Origin of the sequence: Gemmata algarum, assembly GCF_034097035.1 — a bacterium.
Classification (GTDB): domain Bacteria; phylum Planctomycetota; class Planctomycetia; order Gemmatales; family Gemmataceae; genus Gemmata; species Gemmata algarum.
This window is the reverse complement of record NZ_JAXBLV010000178.1, coordinates 152,352-172,586: the sequence shown is the minus strand read 5'-3', so window position 1 is coordinate 172,586 and position 20,235 is coordinate 152,352. Positions and strand designations below refer to the sequence as shown.

14 protein-coding genes are annotated in these 20,235 nt (G+C 67.4%); 3 read left to right on the top strand and 11 right to left on the bottom strand.

Annotation, left to right across the window (positions count from 1 at the left end; all coding sequences use genetic code 11):
• Positions 1–99: 99 nt before the first annotated feature.
• Together R5W23_RS15100 and R5W23_RS15095 are read left to right on the top strand one after the other, a co-directional pair.
• Complete coding sequence (locus tag R5W23_RS15100) at positions 100–1,140, top strand: SDR family NAD(P)-dependent oxidoreductase (protein WP_320687005.1); 1,041 nt, start codon at positions 100–102, stop codon at positions 1,138–1,140.
• A gap of 8 nt (positions 1,141–1,148) precedes the next feature.
• Entirely contained in the window at positions 1,149–1,373 is a 225-nt protein-coding gene (locus R5W23_RS15095) for a hypothetical protein (protein WP_261184622.1), read from the top strand.
• A 1,187-nt stretch (positions 1,374–2,560) separates the two neighbouring features.
• Here R5W23_RS15095 and R5W23_RS15090 read toward each other — a convergent pair.
• From R5W23_RS15090 to kdpF, 11 genes are all read right to left on the bottom strand, one after another.
• Complete coding sequence (locus R5W23_RS15090) at positions 2,561–4,042, bottom strand: alpha-amylase (protein WP_320687004.1); 1,482 nt, start codon at positions 4,040–4,042, stop codon at positions 2,561–2,563.
• Between the two features lie 72 nt (positions 4,043–4,114).
• Entirely contained in the window at positions 4,115–5,284 is a 1,170-nt protein-coding gene (locus R5W23_RS15085; protein ID WP_320687003.1) for a zinc-dependent alcohol dehydrogenase, read from the bottom strand.
• A gap of 60 nt (positions 5,285–5,344) precedes the next feature.
• Complete coding sequence (locus tag R5W23_RS15080) at positions 5,345–6,127, bottom strand: SRPBCC family protein (RefSeq protein ID WP_261184617.1); 783 nt, start codon at positions 6,125–6,127, stop codon at positions 5,345–5,347.
• A 277-nt stretch (positions 6,128–6,404) separates the two neighbouring features.
• Positions 6,405–9,053 (bottom strand): PAS domain S-box protein, encoded by a 2,649-nt coding sequence (locus R5W23_RS15075; protein ID WP_320687002.1) that lies wholly within the window; start codon positions 9,051–9,053, stop codon positions 6,405–6,407.
• A 4-nt stretch (positions 9,054–9,057) separates the two neighbouring features.
• Complete coding sequence (locus R5W23_RS15070; RefSeq protein WP_261184615.1) at positions 9,058–9,501, bottom strand: response regulator; 444 nt, start codon at positions 9,499–9,501, stop codon at positions 9,058–9,060.
• Positions 9,498–12,818, bottom strand: a complete 3,321-nt coding sequence (locus R5W23_RS15065) for a PAS domain-containing sensor histidine kinase (RefSeq protein ID WP_320687001.1) — start codon at positions 12,816–12,818, stop codon at positions 9,498–9,500. Before R5W23_RS15065 ends, R5W23_RS15070 begins: the two co-directional genes overlap by 4 nt.
• A gap of 166 nt (positions 12,819–12,984) precedes the next feature.
• Positions 12,985–14,040 (bottom strand): potassium-transporting ATPase subunit C, encoded by a 1,056-nt coding sequence (locus R5W23_RS15060; protein WP_320687000.1) that lies wholly within the window; start codon positions 14,038–14,040, stop codon positions 12,985–12,987.
• Positions 14,041–14,091: 51 nt separating this feature from the next.
• Positions 14,092–16,287, bottom strand: coding sequence for a potassium-transporting ATPase subunit KdpB (gene kdpB, locus R5W23_RS15055; protein ID WP_320686999.1), 2,196 nt, complete (start codon positions 16,285–16,287; stop codon positions 14,092–14,094).
• An 82-nt stretch (positions 16,288–16,369) separates the two neighbouring features.
• Positions 16,370–18,265 carry a potassium-transporting ATPase subunit KdpA gene (gene kdpA / locus R5W23_RS15050; RefSeq protein WP_320686998.1) on the bottom strand — a complete coding sequence of 632 codons (1,896 nt, stop codon included), beginning with the start codon at positions 18,263–18,265 and terminating at the stop codon, positions 16,370–16,372.
• 105 nt (positions 18,266–18,370) lie between these two features.
• Positions 18,371–18,496, bottom strand: a complete 126-nt coding sequence (locus tag R5W23_RS15045; RefSeq protein ID WP_320686997.1) for a hypothetical protein — start codon at positions 18,494–18,496, stop codon at positions 18,371–18,373.
• A 12-nt stretch (positions 18,497–18,508) separates the two neighbouring features.
• A complete protein-coding gene (kdpF, locus tag R5W23_RS32670) occupies positions 18,509–18,589 on the bottom strand; it encodes a K(+)-transporting ATPase subunit F (RefSeq protein WP_010043457.1) in 81 nt (26 codons plus the stop codon).
• A gap of 282 nt (positions 18,590–18,871) precedes the next feature.
• On the opposite strand from kdpF, the gene R5W23_RS15040 reads away from it, so the two are divergent.
• Positions 18,872–20,233 carry a sigma-54-dependent transcriptional regulator gene (locus R5W23_RS15040; RefSeq protein WP_320686996.1) on the top strand — a complete coding sequence of 454 codons (1,362 nt, stop codon included), beginning with the start codon at positions 18,872–18,874 and terminating at the stop codon, positions 20,231–20,233.
• Positions 20,234–20,235: the final 2 nt, after the last annotated feature.

Sequence of the window (20,235 nt, the reverse complement as noted above, 5' to 3'; positions counted from 1 at the left end):
CCACGGGCGATGGCGAGCAGGCCCTAAGATCCGGCATCCGAGTTGCAGCTAACGAGGGCAGCGCGCACCACCCGCGCGCCGACCCGCCCGGAGTTCGACATGCGGCGAGCGCTGTTTCTTACCGCCCTCGGCGTCGGGGGCTACCTCGCTTACCGCGCGCTGAAGCCGCGGTACAACTTCCGCAACAAACACGTACTCATCACCGGCGGCTCGCGCGGGCTCGGGCTGGTGCTCGCCCGCCAGTTCGCCCGCTGCGGCGCGCGCCTCTCGATCTGTAGCCGGGATTCCGCCGAACTGAGTCGGGCGGTCGCTGACCTTCACGAGTACGGTACGAACGTCGTGGCCGTCGAATGTGACGTGACCGATCACGCTCGGCTTCGCGAGTTCGTTGCCGTCGCCCGACAAGGCAACGGTCCCGTTGACGTGTTGGTGAACAACGCGGGCGTTATCCGCGTCGCGCCGGCAGACGAGATGCGCGATGACGATTATCGGCAGTCCCTGGAAACTCACTTCTGGGCGCCGCTCCATGCGATCCAGGAAGTGGCACCCGAGATGAAGGCGCGGGGTGCGGGACGGATCCTGAACATTTCGTCCTTCGGCGGCAAGGTGGCGGTTCCGCACCTTCTCCCGTACACCGCCGGCAAGTTCGCCCTGACCGGGCTGTCGAACGGGCTGCGCACGGAGTTCGCCCGGTACGGCATCACGGTCACGACCGTGTGCCCGGGGTTGATGCGCACCGGCAGCCACCTGAACGCCGAGTTCAAGGGGCGCAACGACGAAGAGTACGCTTGGTTCGCGTTAGGTAATGCCACCCCAGGGCTCTCCATGAGCGCCGAGCGGGCGGCGACGAAGATCGTCGACGCTTGCGCGATCGGGGACGCCGAGGTGGTACTCGGGCTGCCCGCGAAACTGGCCGTCGTGTCACAAGCCCTGTGCCCGAACTTCATGGCCGACGTACTCGCGCTGGTCAACCGGCACGTGCTGCCCACACCCGGGGGCGGTACCGCGGTGTTCAAGGGCCGCGACAGTCGCGGGCTTGTTCCCGACGCGCTGACCGCACACACCGACCGCGCTGCGGCCCGCAACAACGAGTTGCACGCGACCGAAATTCCACCGCCCCTCCCCGTCGCCCGAACGTGAGCTCCCCTATGAATCCCGACACCGACGCGAGCACGCCCAAGAAGAAGGGCGATCCGGGCGACCCGCCGGCCAGCCCTTACGGTCCGCACCCGCACGGCGTGGACGAGGCCGCTGGCGGGGCTGACAGCTCGCCATACGATAATGAGCCGACCGACGACCGACAGCGGAGGGCCGATGAGGACCGCCGCACCGGTCGGAACACGCCGTCCGACGATACGAACCAGAGCAATTGAACGGTTCTTCTTCTGCTGTGCGTTCTGTTGCCCAATATCCACGCTATCGCGACCGGGTCTATTCGTTTCCCGTCACCAGTATTGTCCTCACCCGCCAGTTTCAGTTGGCGGGTCAATACCCCTTCCGTTGAATCGCCGTCGCCAGTCGGAGGGACCGCGTTCCCTCACGAAGCCGATACCGGGCTGATCCAACCACGCCAACGAACGTCGACCAGATGCCGGAGTCAATCGACACGACCCCGGCGGTTGCGCTGCGCGGTGCTCGCCTTGCCATCAGTAGCGTAGGGGGGGGCCGCGCGCACAAGGGGGCCGGCGTCTGGGTGCCCTCAGCCGTCGTTACCCCATCCGGCACTGCTGATCGTTTTCTAATTCATGGTCCGTTTGGGGGCGTCCGTTTTGGGCTGATGCCTTTGTGGCACAGACATCACCAACCGGACCGTGTATCAAGGTGTAGCGCTGGTCGCAGGTTGTTGAGCACGCCGATGGTACAGCCGCCGGCAGACCAGTCGTGTTCGCTGTCATGTGCTACCCGCGAACTCCCGCTGAGCGGTCGCGGCTGTTACCCGTCGGTGCGAAAAACTGGGGGGGCGCTACCCCCGGGCTACCCAGAAGTGACCAGAGTGGGACTGGCGAGTGTGCCCCTTCGGGTCTCGGAGCTGAGGGGGTGTAACGGGGGTTACAGTGACTCCAAAGGGGCTACCAGATGGATATTCACGGGCAGAGAAGTGACGGTGAGCTACCACTGAGCTACCGGTTCGCTACCCACGCTCCACTTGCACAATCCGCAGACGCTTACCGATTGACGATCCAGCAATCGGGAAGCGTGAAGTGTAACGGGGGTTACAGCGGCTTCAATTGGGGCACGAGCGGGCTCGGAAGTGGCAGTTCGATCCCCTTCGAGCTACCTGGGAACTACCACTTTGCGGGCGATTCGCTCCCCACGAATCGCCCGCAAATCCCGCAGAAACGGACCACGTGATTGGCAGGTGGCAACTTCAGCAGCAGCGAATCATCTGGGCATAAATTAATTTGGCGAAATGACTTATATGCGAAATCACGCGGCCAACTGTGACAGTGCAACGCAAATCGCCAGAGGGTCGAGGCCGCTTGGTGGCGAGTCCTTTGCAGCAGCCGACCAGTCCCGTCCTCTGCCGACGGGGCTGGTCTTTGCAGAACGCATTACGAGATCATTCCTGGACCCAGACAGACACGGACCCGCCCTTGCACCGAAACTCGCCAAACCCTTCGGCGTTGACCGTGACCGGATCCTCAATGTGCTTGGTCGCGTCGCGGAACTTCGTTCCTTCCGGCCGGTTGGTTCCCATCCATTTCGTCCCTTCCGGGCCGTCGCTCATCAGCACCGCCATCGCCTTCGGGTGCTGTTCGTTGCCGAGGCGCACCCAGCCGATCCGGTTCCAGTGGTCGAAGTAGTCGATCTGCTCGCCGTGTCCGTACTCCTTGCGGGCCTTCAAAAACACGTCGAGCAGCACCCGGTGCGACGGCATCACGACCTTGTGTCGGTTCCCGTCGCGTCCGAGGTCTTCGTACTCCGCCCCGTAGTAGTCGGGGTAGAAGAGGCACGGGTACCCGTCGCGGCGGAGCAGGATCGCGGCGTAGGCCAGAGGCACAAACCAGGGCTCGACCACCGATTCGAGCGACTGGAGCGGCTGGGAGTCGTGGTTGGTGACGAACGTCACCGCTTGAATCGGGCGCTCTTTGACCAGCGAGCCGTCGAACAGCCGCCGCATGTCGTACTGCCCGTGCGACTGACTTGCCGCGTGAAAGTTGTAGTGCAGGGGGACATCGAACGCGGTAAACAGCGGTCCGGCCTCGTCCAGGAACCAGTGCAGTTCGGCCAAGTTCCCGGACCAGTACTCCGCGACCGTGAACAGCTCCTTCTTGGCGTGCGCCCGCATGTGTTCGAGCCACGCCGGGAAGATCGGTGCGGAGATGTGCTTCACCGCGTCGAACCGGAACCCATCCACCCCGGTCGTTTGCAGGAACCACTGGCCCCAGCGGTTCAGTTCGTCGTTCACCTCTTGGGACTCGAAATCCAGGTCGGCTCCCATCAGAAATGCGTAGCTGCCGAACTCCAGCGACACCCGGTCGTCCCACTGCTTGCCGTCGAACAGGTACACCGTGCCGCGGTCGTCGGGTTTGTTGTCGTCGTAGTCGCACCCGTCGAAGTGGCGCCAGCTCCATGTGAAGTCGGAGTAGGCCTTGTTTCGCCCGGGGAAGGTGAACGAGGTGGCCGCGCGAATCTCCCGCGGCTCGCCCTTCGGGTTGCGCCGGTCGTCCACCGAGAACGGCGTGGCGCGTACCGTCTCGAACCCGTCGGCCCCGAGCCGGTGGTTCAGAACGATGTCGGCGTAGACGCGCATTCCCGCGGCCTGAAGCGATTTGACGGCGGCGAGGTACTCATCCTTGGTGCCGTACTTGGTGCGTACCGATCCTTTCTGATCGAACTCGCCGAGGTCGTACAAGTCGTACACCCCGTACCCAACGTCACTGGTGCCGTGTGTTCCCTTCGACGCGGGCGGCAGCCACAGCGCGTCGATGCCGGCGGCGGCCAGCTCACTCGCCCGCCGCGCGACCTCGTTCCAGAACGTACCGTCGTCGGTCGTGTACCAATGAAAGAACTGCATCATCACGGCGTTGTGTTCGCTCATAGCTCTCCAAGAGGTTTCAAAAACGGCACGGCACCGGGAGGCATCCCGGTGCCGCGCGGGCGGAACATTCGATTACGGCTTCAGAACCACCTTCACACACTCGTCCTGCTGAGTGGAGAACTCCTTGTACGCCTCGGCCGCGTGCGACAGGTTGTACCGGTGCGTGATGACGAACGAGGGGTCGATGTCGCCCTTTTCGATCCGGGCCATCAGGGGCTTGAGGTACTTGTGGACGTGCGTCTGGCCCATCTTGAATGTGAGGCCCTTTGCGAACGCGGCTCCCATCGGGAGCTTGTCCAGCAGCCCGCCGTACACGCCCGGGATGGAGACGGTCCCGCCCTTCCGGCAGGCCATGATCGCCATCCGCAGCGCCGTCGGCCGATCGGTCGCCATGTAGGTGGCGGTCTTGATGCGGTCGTAGAACCCGGCGATGCCGTTCCCGTGCGCCTCCAGACCCACGGCGTCGATACACGAGTCCGGCCCGCGCCCGGCGGTCATCTCGTCGAGCGTTCGCAGCAGATCGACGTGCTTGAAGTTGACGGTTTCGGCGCCGCACAGTTCGCGGGCCTTCTTCAACCGCCCCTCGACGGAATCGATGCCGATGACGCGCTGCGCCCCGAGCAGGAACGCGCTCTTGATGGCGAACAGGCCGACCGGCCCGCACCCCCAAACGGCGACGGTGTCACCGGGTTCGATGCTACAGTTCTCGGCCGCCATGTACCCGGTCGGGAAGATGTCCGACAGGAACAGCACCTGCTCGTCGGGCAGGTGGTCGGGCACCTTGATCGGCCCGACATCGGCAAAGGGCACGCGGACGAACTCGGCCTGCCCGCCAGCAAAGCCGCCCAGCATGTGCGAGTACCCGAACAGCCCGCTGCCGGAGTACCCGTACACGGCTTCGGCGATTTCGGCCTTGGGGTTCGAGTTGTCGCACAGCGAGTAGAACTGCTTCTTACAGAAGAAGCACCCGCCGCACGCCATCGTGAACGGAACGACCACGCGGTCGCCCTTTTTCAGGTTCGTCACGTCGCGACCGGTTTCGACCACCTCGCCCATGAACTCGTGGCCGAGAATGTCACCCGCCTGCATGGTGGGAATGTACCCGTCGTAGAGGTGCAGGTCCGAGCCGCAAATAGCGGTGGTCGTGATCCGGATGATCGCGTCGCGCGGGTTGAGGATCTGCGGGTCCGGGACGCGCTCGACCGCTACGTCCTTTCGCCCGCGCCAACAGAGAGCACGCATCTGGGTTCCTCGGACCGGTTAGGGAAAAAGTGGAATCGGCACCGTGGCCGAATGGTGACTTCAGCGGCGGCCGTGGGGCTGCCCTTCGGTGGTGGGTATCTCGCCTGCTTCCAAGAGCTGCTTGAAGCGGCGCATGTCGGCTTTGATTTGTGCGGCCGGCGACCGGCCGATGAGCGTGGCGATGGCGGTACCGAGTTTCCCGCCCGGCGGGTCGTACTTGAGGGCGACGCGCACCTCGGTGCCGCGCCCGTGCGGGAGTTCGGTGAAGTGAACCGATCCGGCGGAATCGACATCGGCACCGTCGAGCGAGCGCCACGCGATAACTTGGTTGGGCCGGTCGGTGACGAGTTCCGCCTCCCACTCGACGGTGACCCCGAGCGGCCCGCGTGCGGTCCAGTGCGAGCGGCCGTCGGTGCTGGTGTTCACGTCGATCAGGTGCGTCATGAACGTGGGCAGGTTCTCGAAGTCGCGCCAGAACCGGTAGACCTCTTGAACCGGTTTGTTGACCGTAATGGCGTGTTCGACCCGGGTGCCGTGCCCGCCGGCGATCGCTGTTTGAGGCTTCGTCGAATCGGAAGTGCTGACCCCAAGCGCCTGGTACAGCGCGCAGTTCCCGGTGACGCCGCGGTAGATCAACCCCGCACCAACGAGCGCAGACACGAGCACCGGCGTGCGCCCGCCAAGTCCGAGCGCGGCGAGCGTGCCGCCTGCGGCGAGCGAGAGCCAGCGCTCGTTGCTGCTGACGTTGGTGCGTACCTGTGGGAGCTTGTTGACAACACGTGCGACGGGAGAATCCGTTCCGGCCGCCGACTTTACGGCGGAAGCTAAAAGGGTTGTTGCCACTTGCGGCCCTCGGTTGAAGTGCAATTCCGCCCGCGTGAACGAGAGCAATCGAAATGCCGTAACCAGATTCCGAGAGTACGCAGAGAACAGATTTTGGGCGCTTTTGCAGGCTCAGCCACGATTTAAACGGGCTTTCATCGAGGTACGTTCTTGAAATTTCAACGGTTTGGAAGGGGGGCCGGTGCATGACGAGCGGAACGCACCCGCGACCTGAACCACAGCAGGCGCAATCAAGCGACGGTAATCAGTGCCAGTTCGTCTCATACAACCGCGGGCGTCACGGCGCGCCGTCGAGCACGGCCCGGACCTTACGCGCCAGCCCGAGGGGAGTAAAAGGCTTCTGCAGGAACGCATCGGCCTCGCCCCGCACCCCGTGTCGCACCACCGCGTCGTCGGTGTACCCGCTGATGAACAGCACGCGGGCGTCGGGCTGTAACGTCCGTACCGCGTCCGCTAGAGCACGGCCGCTCATCTCGGGCATCACGACATCGGTGACCAGCAGATGGATGCGGCCCCGGTGTCGCGCGATCGCGGCCAGTGCCGCCCGGCCGTCCGCGGCGGGGAGGACGGTGTACCCTTGGGCCTCCAGCACCAAGCAGCAGAGCGAGCGAACCGCGTCCTCGTCCTCGACGAGCAGGACCGTTTCGGTCCCGGGCCGGAGGGCCTCAACGGCCGCCGATTCGCCCGGGCCGCCCGGCGCAGGGGCTTCGGGGAACAGGATGTGGAACGTGGTACCGGCTCCGGGCACGCTTTCGGCCCAGATGTGCCCCCCGGCCTGTTTGACGATGCCGTGAACCACGGCGAGCCCCAGCCCGGTGCCTCTGCCCGGCCCCTTGGTGGTGAAGAACGGCTCGAAGAGTCGGGCCTTCACCTCGTTGGACATCCCGCACCCGGTGTCGCGCACGGCCAGGCTCACGTACCACCCGGCGCGCAACTCCCCCGAGTCGGTCGAGGTGCCCGGTGCGACCGGGATCCGGCGCGTCTCGAACGTGAGCCGCCCGCCGGTGGGCATTGCGTCGCGGGCGTTGACCGCGAGGTTCATGATCACCTGGTCGAGCTGGTTCAGGTCCGCCTCGATCCAGCACGGCCCCGCGTGGGACGTCACGGTCAGCGCCACGTCCTCGCCGATCAGCCGCCGCAGCAACCGCTCGGCCTGCGCCACCACCTCCTTCAGGTCCAGCACCTGGGGCGCGACGATCGCCTTGCGGCTGAACGCCAGGAGCTGGGACGTGAGCCCGGCGGCGCGCTCGCCGGCGTCGCGGACCGCCGCCAGCGCGGCTCGGTCGTCCTCGGCGAGCGGCCCGCCGAGGAGCAGGTCGGTGTACCCGTTGATGACGGTAAGGAGGTTGTTGAAGTCGTGCGCCACCCCGCCCGCCAGCCGCCCCACCGCTTCCATCTTCTGGGCCTGACGGAACTGCGCCTCCAACCGCTTGCGCTCGGTGACATCGCGCACCACGCCCGTGAAGTGGCGGGCGTCTTCGGTCCGGAACTCGGTCACCGACAGATCGGCCGGGAAGGTGGTGCCGTCCTTGCGCCGCCCTTCTACCTCACGCCCCACGCCGATGATCTTGGACACGCCGGTACCGAGATAGTTTTCCAAATAGCTGTCGTGGCGCCCGCTGTGCGGTTCGGGCATCAGTACCCGCACGTTCCGGCCGACCAGCTCAGCGGCGGTGTAGCCGAACAGCCGCTCGGTGGCCGGGTTCACAGAGCCGATCGTGCCGCGCTCGTCGATGGTAACGATCGCGTCGGCCACGCTCCGCATCACCGCGGCGAGCGACTCCTCTGCCCGCTTACGGTCGGTCAGGTCGGACGCCAGCCCGAGGACCCCGCACACCCGCCCGGCGGCGTCCCGGATCGGCCCCACCCGCGCGTGGACCCACACCCGCGTGCCGTCCTTGCGCAGGTCCTCGTACTCGCCGTGCCACTCGGTCCCGTCCGCCCGCGCCCGAACCTCCCGGCTCAGTTCCGGGCGGAACTCCGCCGGGAACCGCTCCGAGTACCGGCGGCCGATCATCTCCTGGGCCGTCCAGCCGAACAGCCGCGTCGCCCCGGCGTTCCAGTAGGTCACGACCCCCTCGGGGTCCGTTACGACGACCGAGTCGCGGACGTGCGCGAGCACCTGGGCGTCCTGGGCGAGCAGTTCCGCCGTCGTCTTTTGGTCGTGGATATCGGTGCAGGTGCCGAACCACCGCTCCACCACCCCGGCCGGGCCGCGCACCGCAACCTGCCGGGCGAGGTGCCACCGGTACGCCCCGTCGGACCGGCGGAGCCGGAACTCGAACTCCTGCGGCTCTCCCGTGCGGAGCACCGCCCCCCAGGTCGCGGTCGTGTGGGGCCGGTCGTCCGGGTGGACCAGGTGTTCCCAGTTCCAATCGATGAGCCGGTCGTCTTCCACGCCCGAGTACTCTGCGGCCCGCCGGTTCATGTAGTCGACGGCCCCGTCGGGCCGTGCGGTCCACACGATCTGGGGGACGCTGTCCGCCAGCACCCGGTACCGCGCCTCGCTCGCGCGGAGCTCGTCCCGGGCGCGCCGCTCGGCGGCACGGAGGTCGCGCTGGACGAGCGCCTGTTTCACCGCCGGCCCGAGCCGCCCCAGCCGGTCTTTCAGCAGGTAGTCGGCCGCGCCGAGCTTGATGGCCCGCACCGCGTGCTCCTCGCCGATGGAGCCCGACACGATGATGAACGGGACTTCGGGGACCCGCTCGCGCGCGACCGCTAACGCGCGGAGGGCGTCGAACTGTGGCAAGTTCCAGTCGCACAGGATGACATCCGGCGTCGAGCCCAGCGCGGCCGTGAAGGCCGGTTCGCTCTCGACGCGCTCCATCGCGGGTACGTACCCCGCGCGCCGCAGCTCGTGTTGCACGAGCCGCGCGTCGAACGGGTTGTCCTCAACGAGGAGCACGCGGAGCGGACATTCGGACATGGGGCTACCCGGGCGGGGGCTGGTTGATAAGGAGCCAGTAAAAGCCGAGCTGCCGCACCACTTCTCCGAACTGGCCGAAGTCCACCGGCTTGACGATGTAACTGTTCACACCCAACTCATAGCACGCGGTCAGGTCCTTGTCCTCTCGGGACGAGGTCAGGACGACGATCGGGATGAAGCGGCTCACCGGGCTCTCTTTGAGCCGGCGGAGCACCTCGATTCCGTCCATGAGCGGCAGTTTGAGGTCCAGTAGAATCAGGTGCGGGTGGCCCCCGGGGCGGTCGGCGTGCCGCCCGGTGCGGAACACGAACTCCAGCGCCTCGGCGCCGTCCCGGGCGACGTGAACCACGTTGGCGAGGTGGTACTTGCGGAACGCGTGTAGCGTGAGCTTCAGATCGTTCGGGTCGTCCTCGACCAAGAGCACATCAAGCGGCTGTGGCGTACTCATGGGGTGCTCGCTCCGGAGGGCGTGGGCGTGACTGCGGAACTCCGTCCGGGGGAGGCGGACGGCGGCCGCCCGAGCGTGAACGAGAACATCGCCCATTCGCCCGGTTCGGAGTCGGCCCACACGCGACCGCCGTGTCGGTGGACGATGCGCTGCACCAGCGCCAGCCCGATGCCGGTGCCCTCGTAGTCCTCGGCCCGGTGCAACCTTTGAAACACCCCGAACAGCTTGTGGGCGTACCGCATGTCGAACCCGACGCCGTTGTCCCGGACGTAGTAGACCGGCCCGTCCGGGGACCCGGTCGCGCCCACCTCAATGACCGCCGGACTGCTGAGGCTGCTGTACTTGAGCGCGTTCGCCAGCAGGTTGAGCCACACCTGTCGGAGCAGCGCTGGGTCCGCGTCGCAGGGGGGCAGTTCTTCCGACCGGATCTCGATGCGGCGGGCGCCGGTCTGTCGCAACAACTCGTCGAGGCAGCCGGCGACCATCTCGGTCGTGTTAACCGTCTGGCGCCGGACCGGCTGGCGGCCGAGCCGAGAAAAAGTCAGCAGGTCGTCCACCAGTTGCCCCATGCGCAGCGTGTTCGCGCACACGTCGGCCAGGTACTCGCGGGCGTCGGCTGGGAGCTGCGGTCCGTACTCGTCGAGCACGATTTGCGAGAACCCGTCAATGGCCCGCAGCGGCGCACGGAGGTCGTGTGAGACGGAGTAGGAGAACGCCTCCAAGTCGGCGTTCGCCGCCTCCAGGTCGGCCGTCCGGTCGCGCACCCGCTGCTCCAACTCCGCGTTCAGGCTCCGGATCTCCGCCTCGGCCCGTTTACGGTCGGTAATGTCCTGTAGCGACCCGCGGACCCGCACGACACGTCCGTCCTCAACGATTGGCCGGGCGATGGTGCGGACCCATTTGAGCGCCCCGTGTGCCGAAACCAGTTGCAGCTCCAAGTCGTAAGGCGTGCCGGATTCGGTCGCGGCGCGCACCGCCGCGGCAATCCGCGGCCGGTCCTCTTCGACGTAGAACTCGATCCCCCGCGCCGGTTTGGGCGCCGGTGCGTCGGGGGGCAGGTCGTGAATGGTGGCGACCACGGGGGTCCAGTCGCCTTCGAACGTCACCGGGTCGAACCCCCAGCCGCCGACGTGGGCGAGCTCGGCCGCCTCTCGGAGCATGAGTTCCTGATACCGCAACTGCCGTTCCGCCCGTTTCTGCTCGGTCAGGTCTCGGAGCACGACGAGTAACGCGTGTGCTGCGTGGTCGGTGATCGCGATTGCGGTCACCAGTACCGGGACCGCTGTGCCGTCGAGCCGAACGGCCCGCTCTTCTATTTCGGGGGGCGAGGTGCCGCTCGCCGTGATGGCCGCGATTTGCCGGCGGATGACCTCGTGGTCGTCCGGGTGCATCAGCTCAAAAGGGGTTTTGCCGATCAGCGCGTCAGGGGAAGGTGCGCCGAAGAGCCGGACGCAAGCCGGGTTGCAGAACGCCACGCGCCCGCCAGCGTTGATGTACACCGCGTCCGGGAGGGCGCCGACCAGCGTGCGGAATCGCTCTTCGCTCTCCCGGATCGCCGTTTCGGCCTGCTTTTGTTCCGTTTGGTCGATCACGACTACCACGGCCGTCTGCCGGCCGTCCTTCGGGCGCGGCTCGTACATGACCCGCAGCGTCCGCCAGCCGGCGCCTCCCGGCAGCGGCTCGCGCTCGAGCTCGTAGCTCACGTACTCGCCGGCTAGCGCCCGATCGAGGTGCGGTTTGATCTGTGGCCAACTGGCGGACAGCAGGTCCGGCACCCGCCGACCGACGATTTGATCCGGAGGGATGCCGAGTACCGCCGCGTAGGTGTCGTTCGCGAACAGGTACTCGTACCGGTCGTTCACCACAACCAGCCCGACCCGGGCCGCGCTGGTGACGATCGCCAGCAGCCGCTCCCGGTCGCGGAGCGCCACCGCGGCACTCATCCGGTCGGTGATGTCCTGGACCAAGCCGTCCAGTCGCGTCAGCCGCCCGTCTGTCCCCCGTGCGGCCCGGGCTTGGCAATGGACCCATTGCACTCTGTCGGCGGTGGTGACACGGAGATCGGTGGCGAACCGGTCCGACCCAACCCGGGCCGCCGCGAACTGGTCCAGAATCGCGCCCCGGTCGTCCGGGTGGACCAAGCTCAGGAGCGAATCGAGGGTTATGGGGCCGGCGGCTGCCGGGAACCCGAGCACCGCAGCCGCTTCCTCGGACCACTCGGAGCGGCCGGCGACCTCATCCCAGGTCCAACTCCCGAGCCGGGCAACCCGCAGCGCCTCCCGGAGCTGGTCGCGGGTCGCTTGGAGTGCGTGTTCGGTCCGCTTTCGTGCTGTGATGTCGGCGATGTATCCGTGCCACACGGTCGAGCCGTCCGCCTCTCGCTCGGGCGCCGACCGACCTTCGATCCAGAGTTCATCGCGGCCGGGCGGTCGGACGCGGAACTCCTCCCGCCACTGGAACAGCCCGCGCGCCGACTCCTCGATACTGGATCGCACGCGGTCCCGGTCGTCGGGGTGGATGAGCTCGGAGATCGGTGCGGCGTCTCGGGCAAGGGCGGCGGGGCCGATGCCGTAGATGCCCTCGATCCGCGGGCTGGAGTACAGAAAAGACGTAGTGCCGTCCGGGCGTAACCGGAAGGAGCACAGCACCAGGGGAACGGCCTCGACGAACCTCTGGAAACGGTCCCGTTCGGCCCGTAACTCTCGTTCGGCGTCCTTGCGGTCGGTGATGTCTCGGGAAATCCCTACGAGCCCGATGACTTCACCGTGCTCGTTGCGGTACGGGGCTTTGGTCGCGAGGAACGTGCGGGTGACCCCGGCCGTGGTCAGTTCCTCTTCCGTTGTTTCGGCCCGGTTGGCGGCCATCACCCGCCGGTCGTGATCCCGGACCATGCGGGCGCTGGCCGGGTCGAACAGCGCGGTGTCGTCGCGCCCCAGCAGCTCCGCCACCGGCCGACCGGCGAACTGTGCCGCGGCTTCGTTGAGCAGCAGGTAGCGCCCGTTGAGGTCCTTGACGAACACGGCGTCGGTGGTGCCGTCGGCGACGGCCCGCAGCAGCGCGCCGGCCCCGGCGAGCGTCTCGAGCTCGCGCCGCGCCAGGTAAAACACCAGCAGCGCCGACAGGAGCACGAATGCCGTCCCTTTTCCGGACGACAGCCAGAACGCCTCGTCGCTTCGCGCGCCGGCCCAAACGGCCCGGTCGGTCAGCCAGATCCAGGCGAGGCCGAACAGCAGGTATGCCCACGCGATGCGGGCGGGCCGAGGGGGCCGTCCGGAGAGCGCAAGACCCGAAGCAGATAGGGTAGCGCGGGTCCACATGGCGAGCTAACCGGGAGGGGCGATTCCCGGGCCTGGATCGAAAGGGAGAGACGACCGGGTGAGCGAGTTACCCACTCGAGTAAGAAGCATACCAGCGCGAGGTGTCGGCCGGAAGGCGGTACAAATAAATGTCCGGCCGCGGAGAGGTACAAGGCGGACGTTCAGATCACTTCGCGGCTGTCAGCGGGAACTTCGCGTCTAACTCGCGGTTCAGTTCCAACACGTTCACGAGCGGCTCGCCCACCAGCCCGGAGAGCGGCACGAACGAGTGCTCTCGGGCCAGCGATTCGATCTCTGCACGCACTTGCCCGGCGTTGGCGCCGGGCGGCGTCCGCTTTGCGGCAACGCGATCGAGTTGGTACACCGACAGCGCGTTTCGAAGCGTGATGTGCGGGTCCAGCCCCGCGCCGGACGCCGTTACCATGTCGGCCGGGACCGGTTCAAGATCCTGCACCTTATCGCGGTTCGCCGGGTCTTGCAGCCACATGTCGAAGAAGTTCGCGTGGACCGCCGCATCCGGCCCCGCCGGTACGATGCGTTTGGTAGCCGTTCCGTCGGTATCCCTCGATTCGACCGCCGCGGGCCATTTGCCGGGGTGCGTCTTGGCGAAGCTGGCGAAGAACCTGGCCACGAGGTCTTCCGGCTTCGGCTCGTCGGCCCTCGTGGGGTTCGCCTTCTTCCAATCCTCGACCACCTCCGGGTGGCTTTGCGCCCAGGCGAGGATGTACTCACCTTGTAGCCCGTATTTGTCCTTTGCGAGGTCGGTTTTCGCCCAGTTTGATGCGGCCACGGAGTATTCCCCGGCCCAGTCGGCGGCGCGGTCTGGCTTGAGCGAATACCACGCCTTAACGTCCTGCTGGGGCGTGCGGATCGCCGACGGCGATCCCTTCTTGTACTGAACGATCGACCCGAGCTGCTGCGCGACGCGGTCGCGCAGCTTCGGGTTGTTGGCGCCCCAGTTCGAGCCGCTCGCGGCGGCTCCGTTGTACCCCGCCGCCGACGGGCGCGGCCAGAAGTACTCGTCGCCGGTGAACGGCTGGGCGATCTGGCTCGACCCCACGACGCGGGGCGCGCCGTCCGGGCCGGGCGCAGTCAGCAGGCTGCCGTTCGCTTTCGTAGGGAACACCGCCTGACCGAACGCCCACAGCCCGAGCGGGTACAGGACGCAGCAAATGGCGGCACTCAGCACAACGAGCAGCAGATTCGAGAGCAGAGCTTTCATTGTTATTTCCCTTTCGCCCGGCGCGCCGGGCGGTGCGTGCAAAGGTGCGAATTACGCGAGCCCCAGCGCGGCGAGCGTCAAGTCGATGAACTTGATGCCGACGAACGGCGCGATCACCCCGCCGAGGCCCCAGACGAGCAGGTTGCGGCGCAGCAGCGCGTCGGCCCCGACCGGGCGGTACGTCACGCCTTTCAGGGCCACGGGGATCAGCAGCGGGATGATGACCGCGTTGAAGATCACTGCCGCCATGATCGCCGACACCGGGCTCGTCAGGTTCATGAAGTCGAGGGCCTTGAGCCACGGCAGTGTGGCCGCGAACAGCGCCGGGACGATGGCGAAGTACTTGGCCACGTCGTTGGCGATGCTGAAGGTGGTCAGCGCTCCGCGGGTCATCAGGAGCTGCTTGCCGATCTCGACGCACTCGATCAGCTTGGTCGGGTCGCTGTCGAGGTCCACCATGTTGCCGGCCTCTTTCGCCGCTTGCGTGCCGCTGTTCATCGCGACGCCGAGGTCCGCCTGGGCCAGCGCGGGCGCGTCGTTGGTCCCGTCGCCCATCATCGCCACCAACCGGCCGCCGTGTTGTTCCTTGCGGATGTACGCCAGCTTCGCCTCCGGGGTCGCCTCCGCGATGTAGTCGTCCACCCCGGCCTGCCCGGCGATGGCCTTCGCGGTCAGCGGGTTGTCGCCGGTCACCATGACCGTGCGGATGCCCATCTTCCGCAGCCGCTCGAACCGCTCGCGGATGCCGGGCTTGAGTACGTCTTCCAGCACCACGATGCCCGCGAGTCGGTTCCCTTCGCACACGAGCAGCGGGGTCGCCCCCTGGGACGCAATCGCGTTCACCTGCTCCTGCACCTGCGGCGGGACGACACCGCCGGTTTGCGCCAGGTGCCGCAGCATCGCGTCGACCGCGCCCTTGCGGATGCTGCGGCCGTCGGGCAAATCGATGCCGCTCATGCGGGTCTGCGCGGTGAACGCCACGAACTTCGACCCCGCGGGCGGGGGGGCGTCCACGGCGCCGGGGAGCCGGCGGTACAGTTCGACGATGCTCTTGCCCTCGGGCGTCTCGTCCGCGGCCGACGCCAGTGCCGCCAACCGGCCCAACTCCGCCGCGGCGAAGTGCCCGGCGGGGCGGAACTCGGTCGCGCGGCGGTTCCCGAGCGTGATGGTGCCGGTCTTGTCGAGCAGCAACGTGTCGATGTCGCCCGCCACCTCAACGGCTTTACCGCTCTTGGCGATCAGGTTGGCACGCAGCGCGCGGTCCATGCCGGCGATGCCGATGGCCGCGAGCAGGGCGCCGATGGTCGTGGGGATCAAGCACACCAGCAGCGCGACGAGGGTCGGGACATCGGTCCCGAGGCTCTTCAGCCCCGCGGCGCCCAAATAGCTCGCCATGTACTCTTCGGCGTACCGGGCCATCGGCCACAGGGTCGCGGTCACCACCAGGAAGATGAGGGTGAACGTGCTCAGCACCAGCGAGAGCGCGATCTCGTTCGGCGTGCGCTGTCGCGCGGCGCCTTCCACGAGCGCGATCATGCGGTCCAGGAACGACTGACCCGCGGACGCCGTGAGGCGGACGAGGATCGCGTCGGACAGCACCCGGGTGCCCCCGGTCACGCCGGAGCGGTCGCCGCCGGCCTCGCGCACCACGGGTGCGGACTCGCCGGTGATCGCCGACTCGTCGATGCTGGCCACCCCCTCCACAATCTCGCCGTCGCCGGGCACGAACTCGCCGGCCACCACCAGCACCAAGTCGCCCCGATTCAGTTGCGTGGACGAGACGCGGTCGGTAAACGCTTCGGGGTCGCGGCGCCACGCCGCGAGCGTGCCGGACGGCGCCCGCTCGGCGTTCGCGCTGCGCAGCCGGCGGGCCGGCGTTTCTTGGCGGGTTTTGCGCAGCGCGTCGGCCTGTGCCTTACCGCGGGCCTCGGCCAGCGCCTCCGCGAAGTTCGCGAACAGCACCGTCAGGAACAGCCACACGTCCAGCGCGACCAGGTACCCGAGCGAGGCGAGCGTGGAACCGGGCGCGAAGACCTTCACCCCGGTGTAGCCGATCGACAGCACGGTACCGATCTCCACGGTGAACATCACCGGGTTCTTCCACAGGAGGTCCGGCCGGAGCATCACGAACGCGCGGACCAGCGCGGACTTGAGCAGGTCGGGGGCGAACAGCCCTTGCTTGCGGCTGAGTCGGCGCGCCTGTTTCAGGTCGTCGGCGGTCGGGTTCGGAAGCGTTGCGGTACTCATTGAATTCCTTGAATTCGCAGTGCGGGGGTCGGGACGCAGAATTCCCAGGAGGGCGCCCTTGGTTCCGCGCCCCGAACGGAAATCACCGGCCGAACGGGAGCGGTCCGAAGTGCTCGGCCACCGGCCCCAAAGCCGCGATCGGCAGGAACATCAGCGCGCCCACGAGCAGAATCGTGCCCAGCAGCACGCACCCGAACGTGACCGTGTCGGTGCGGAGCGTGCCCGAGGTGAACGGGGTCGGCTTCTTGCCGCCGAGGCTCGCCGCGAACGCGATCGGGGCGATGACCGGGATGAACCGCGCGAGGATCATCACCAGTCCGCACGCGATGTCCCAGTGCGGGGCATACGGCGCGGGGGCGCTCGCGTTCTTGTCGGCGTCGCTGAACCCGAACGTGTCGCCCAGCCCTTCGAAGCCGGAGCCGTTGTTGGCGGACGACGAGGTGAACTCGTACACCCCCTCGCCGAACCCGTGCGCGCCGGGGTTGTTGGTGGACGGGTCGAGCCAGCCGGCCGCTGCGAATAGCCCCAGCGGGGCCAGTATCAGGATCGGGTGCGCGAGGAGCGCCAGGGCGGCGAGCTTCATCTCGCGGGCTTCGACCTTTTTGCCCAGGTACTCCGGCGTTCGGCCCACCATCAGCCCCGCGAGGAACACCGCGACGACGAGGTAGATCAGCATGTTGATGAGGCCGACGCCGATGCCGCCGAACGCGCAGTTGAGCCACATCCCGGTGAGTGGCGCCAGCCCCGCGAGCGGGTTCAGGCTGTCGTGCATGCAGTTCACCGACCCGTTGCTGGTGCAGGTGGTAGCCGCCGCCCACGTCGGCCCGGCGCCGGGGCCAAACCGCAACTCCTTGCCCTCCAGGTTGCCCGTGTCTTGCGTCACCGGCAGGCCCACACGTTCGCGGGTGGCGTGGTCGGGCAGCGGCTTCTGCTCGATGCCCCCCTCGCTGTTGAGCGTGGTGACGGTGGGCGGTTGTCCCTTTGCGTCGAGGATCGCCGGGCCGCCGGCCAGACCCGGGTTCGGCTTCGCGGTGTCGTGGTGAAGCCCCCAGGAGGTCAGGGCGGTCAGGATCACGAGCGACACCCCGAAGATGACGCCCGCGTGCCGGCGGTTGCGGATCATGTGACCGAACATTACCAGGCACGCCATCGGAATGAGGATGATGCACACGCACTCGATCACGTTGGTCCACGCGGTCGGGTTCTCGAGCGGGTGCGCCGAGTTCGGTCCGAAGAACCCGCCGCCGTTGGTGCCGATTTGCTTGATCGCCACCACCGCGGCGACCGGCCCGCGGGCGATCGTTTGTAGTTTGGCGGAGCTGTCGTCGGTGGTGCCCAGGGCCCCGACCTGAAGCGTCGGAACGTCCTGGTTCCCCCGGAACGTCATGGGTGTGCCGCCGGCGATCAGCAGAAGGCCTACCACCACCGAGAGGGGCAGGGCAACGTAGACCAGCCCGCGCCACACGTCGAGGTTGTAGTTGCCCACGATTATTGCGGGGGAGCTTCCCGCTTGTTCTGCTGCCCCAGCGGTCTTATCGCCGCGCAGGCCGCGGATCACCGCCAGCAGGGCCGCCAGTCCGATCGCCGGGGTCATGAACTGCTTGTACATGATCCCGAAGATCTGGCTCCCGTATGTCAGGTGGACCTCGCCGCTGTAGTGCTGGAGGTTCGTGTTCGTGAGGAACGAGCAGGCGGTGTTGAAGATCGTGAAGGGGGACAGCATCCCCTTGCTGTCCGGGTTCAGGAACGCGGGGTGCCACGGCTGCGTGGCGAGCACCACGAACCCGAACACGAACAGGACCGCGTTGGACAGCAGCATCGCGGACACGTACTGCTTCCAGTTCTGGCCGCCGGTGTCGATGAGCCGCTCGATCGCGTTGCTGGGGCCGGCGCGGTCGAGCACGCGGGCCATGTACCGGCCCAACGGGATCGACAGCGCGACGGTCAGGCCGATAATCAGGATCGGCAGAAGTATCATGGTGGTGCCATTCGGGGTAAATGGTGTCAGATCCGCACGCGCGGCGCGCGGGGGTGCCGGAACCGCTCATGCGGTTCGGACCGTTTCGTTCGGGCCGCCCCGCGCCTAGGGGCGGGCGCGGGACCCGGGGGCGCTCGCCGCGGGCAGGAGCTTCCAGCCCAGGAGAGCGAACCACACGGTCACGATGGCGGCGAGCGCGGCCACCACCTCCAGCACGGCAGACGCGGGCATAAATCCTCCGAGTTAGAACCGCTCGGGGCGCAACAGCGCCGCGAGTAAATAGCCCAATAGGAACAGCGTCACGAGCGCGGTGAACCAGAGCATGGCGTCCTCACACCTTGTCGCAGGCTTCGACGAACAGGAACATGAGCGCAACGGACGCCAGCCCGAGGAGCAGCAGCGCGGGCAGCCAGATCGTTTCGTTCATCGCGGAACCCTCGGCAGCGGAATTGCGAAACGACTCATTGGCAGGCCGCGTGCCGAAGCGGCCCGAATCACGGAACGACTAGAAATCCCAGCAGTTCCGCAGGGGACCCGGACGCGGGGCCTGGACCATTCGGTTGCAACCCGCACGGCGAGGATTGCAATTTGCAACCCGGCAGAACCATGCAAACTTCACGCGGTACGCTTCAGTTGCTGGTGATCGACGACGAGGCCAGCCTGCGGCGCACGATCCGCATCGCGCTCGAGAGCTTCGGTCACACGGTGAAGGACGCCGCGAACCGCGCGCAGGCGCTCGAGGCGCTTCGCGCGCAGCGGTTCGACCTCGCGTTCCTCGACCTCAAGCTCGGCCCCGAAAAGGGTCTCGAACTGCTCCCCGAACTGCTGGCGGTGGCGCCGGGCCTGCACGTCGTCATCGTCACGGCGCACGCGAGCCTGGACACCGCGATCGAAGCGCTCCGGAAGGGCGCGTTCGACTACCTGCCGAAGCCGTTCACGCCGAACCAGCTCCGCTTGGCCCTCGACCGGTCGGCGCTCGTCCGCGGGCTGCGCGACCGGGTGGCGGCGCTCGAAGAACAGGTCCGGCAGCTCCCGCCGGAGGTCGAACTGGACTCCGCAGAGCCGTCGGTCCGCGCGGCCCTGGACGTGGCGCTCCAGGTGGCCCCGACGGAAGCGACGGTGCTGGTGCGGGGCGAGAGCGGCACGGGCAAGGGGGTGCTCGCCCGGGAACTGCACGCGCGCAGCAAGCGGGCCGCGCGCCCGTTCGTGACCGTTCACTGCCCGAGCCTGTCCGCGGACCTGCTGGAGAGCGACCTGTTCGGGCACGCGAAGGGTGCGTTCACCGGGGCGGTTGCCGACAAGATCGGCAAGGTGGACGCGGCCGACGGGGGGACGCTGTTCCTCGACGAGATCGGCGACCTGCCGCTGGCGCTCCAGCCGAAGCTGCTGCGGCTGATCCAGGACAAGACGTACGAGCGGGTGGGCGAGCCGGCGGCCCGGAGCGCGGACGTGCGGATCGTCGCGGCGACCAACCGCCCGCTTGAGGTTGAGGTGCGGGCCGGGCGGTTCCGCGAGGACCTGTTTTACCGCTTGAACGTGATCGAAATCACCATGCCCGCGCTGCGTCAGCGCCGCGGGGACGTGTTGCCGCTCGCGCGCCACCTGTTGAGGTTCTTCGCCCGGCAGTCCGGGAAGCCGGTGACCGGGTTCACGCCCGAGGCGGAAGCGGCACTGGACGCTTACCCGTGGCCCGGAAACGTTCGCGAGCTGCGGAACGCGGTGGAGCGCGGAGTCATCCTGACACGCGAAGAGCGTGTGGGTCTGGAACACATGCCGGGTCAACTCACGGCCGCCGGGGGCGGGGCGGCGCGGGTCGAACTCGGCGGCCCGGTCACGCTCGAAGCCCTCGAGGCGGAACACATCCGCCGCGTGGTCGCGGCGGCGCCGTCGCTGGACGAGGCGGCGCGGGTGCTCGGCATTGACCCGAGTACGCTGTACCGTAAGCGCAAGAAAACCGGTCTCTCGTGAGG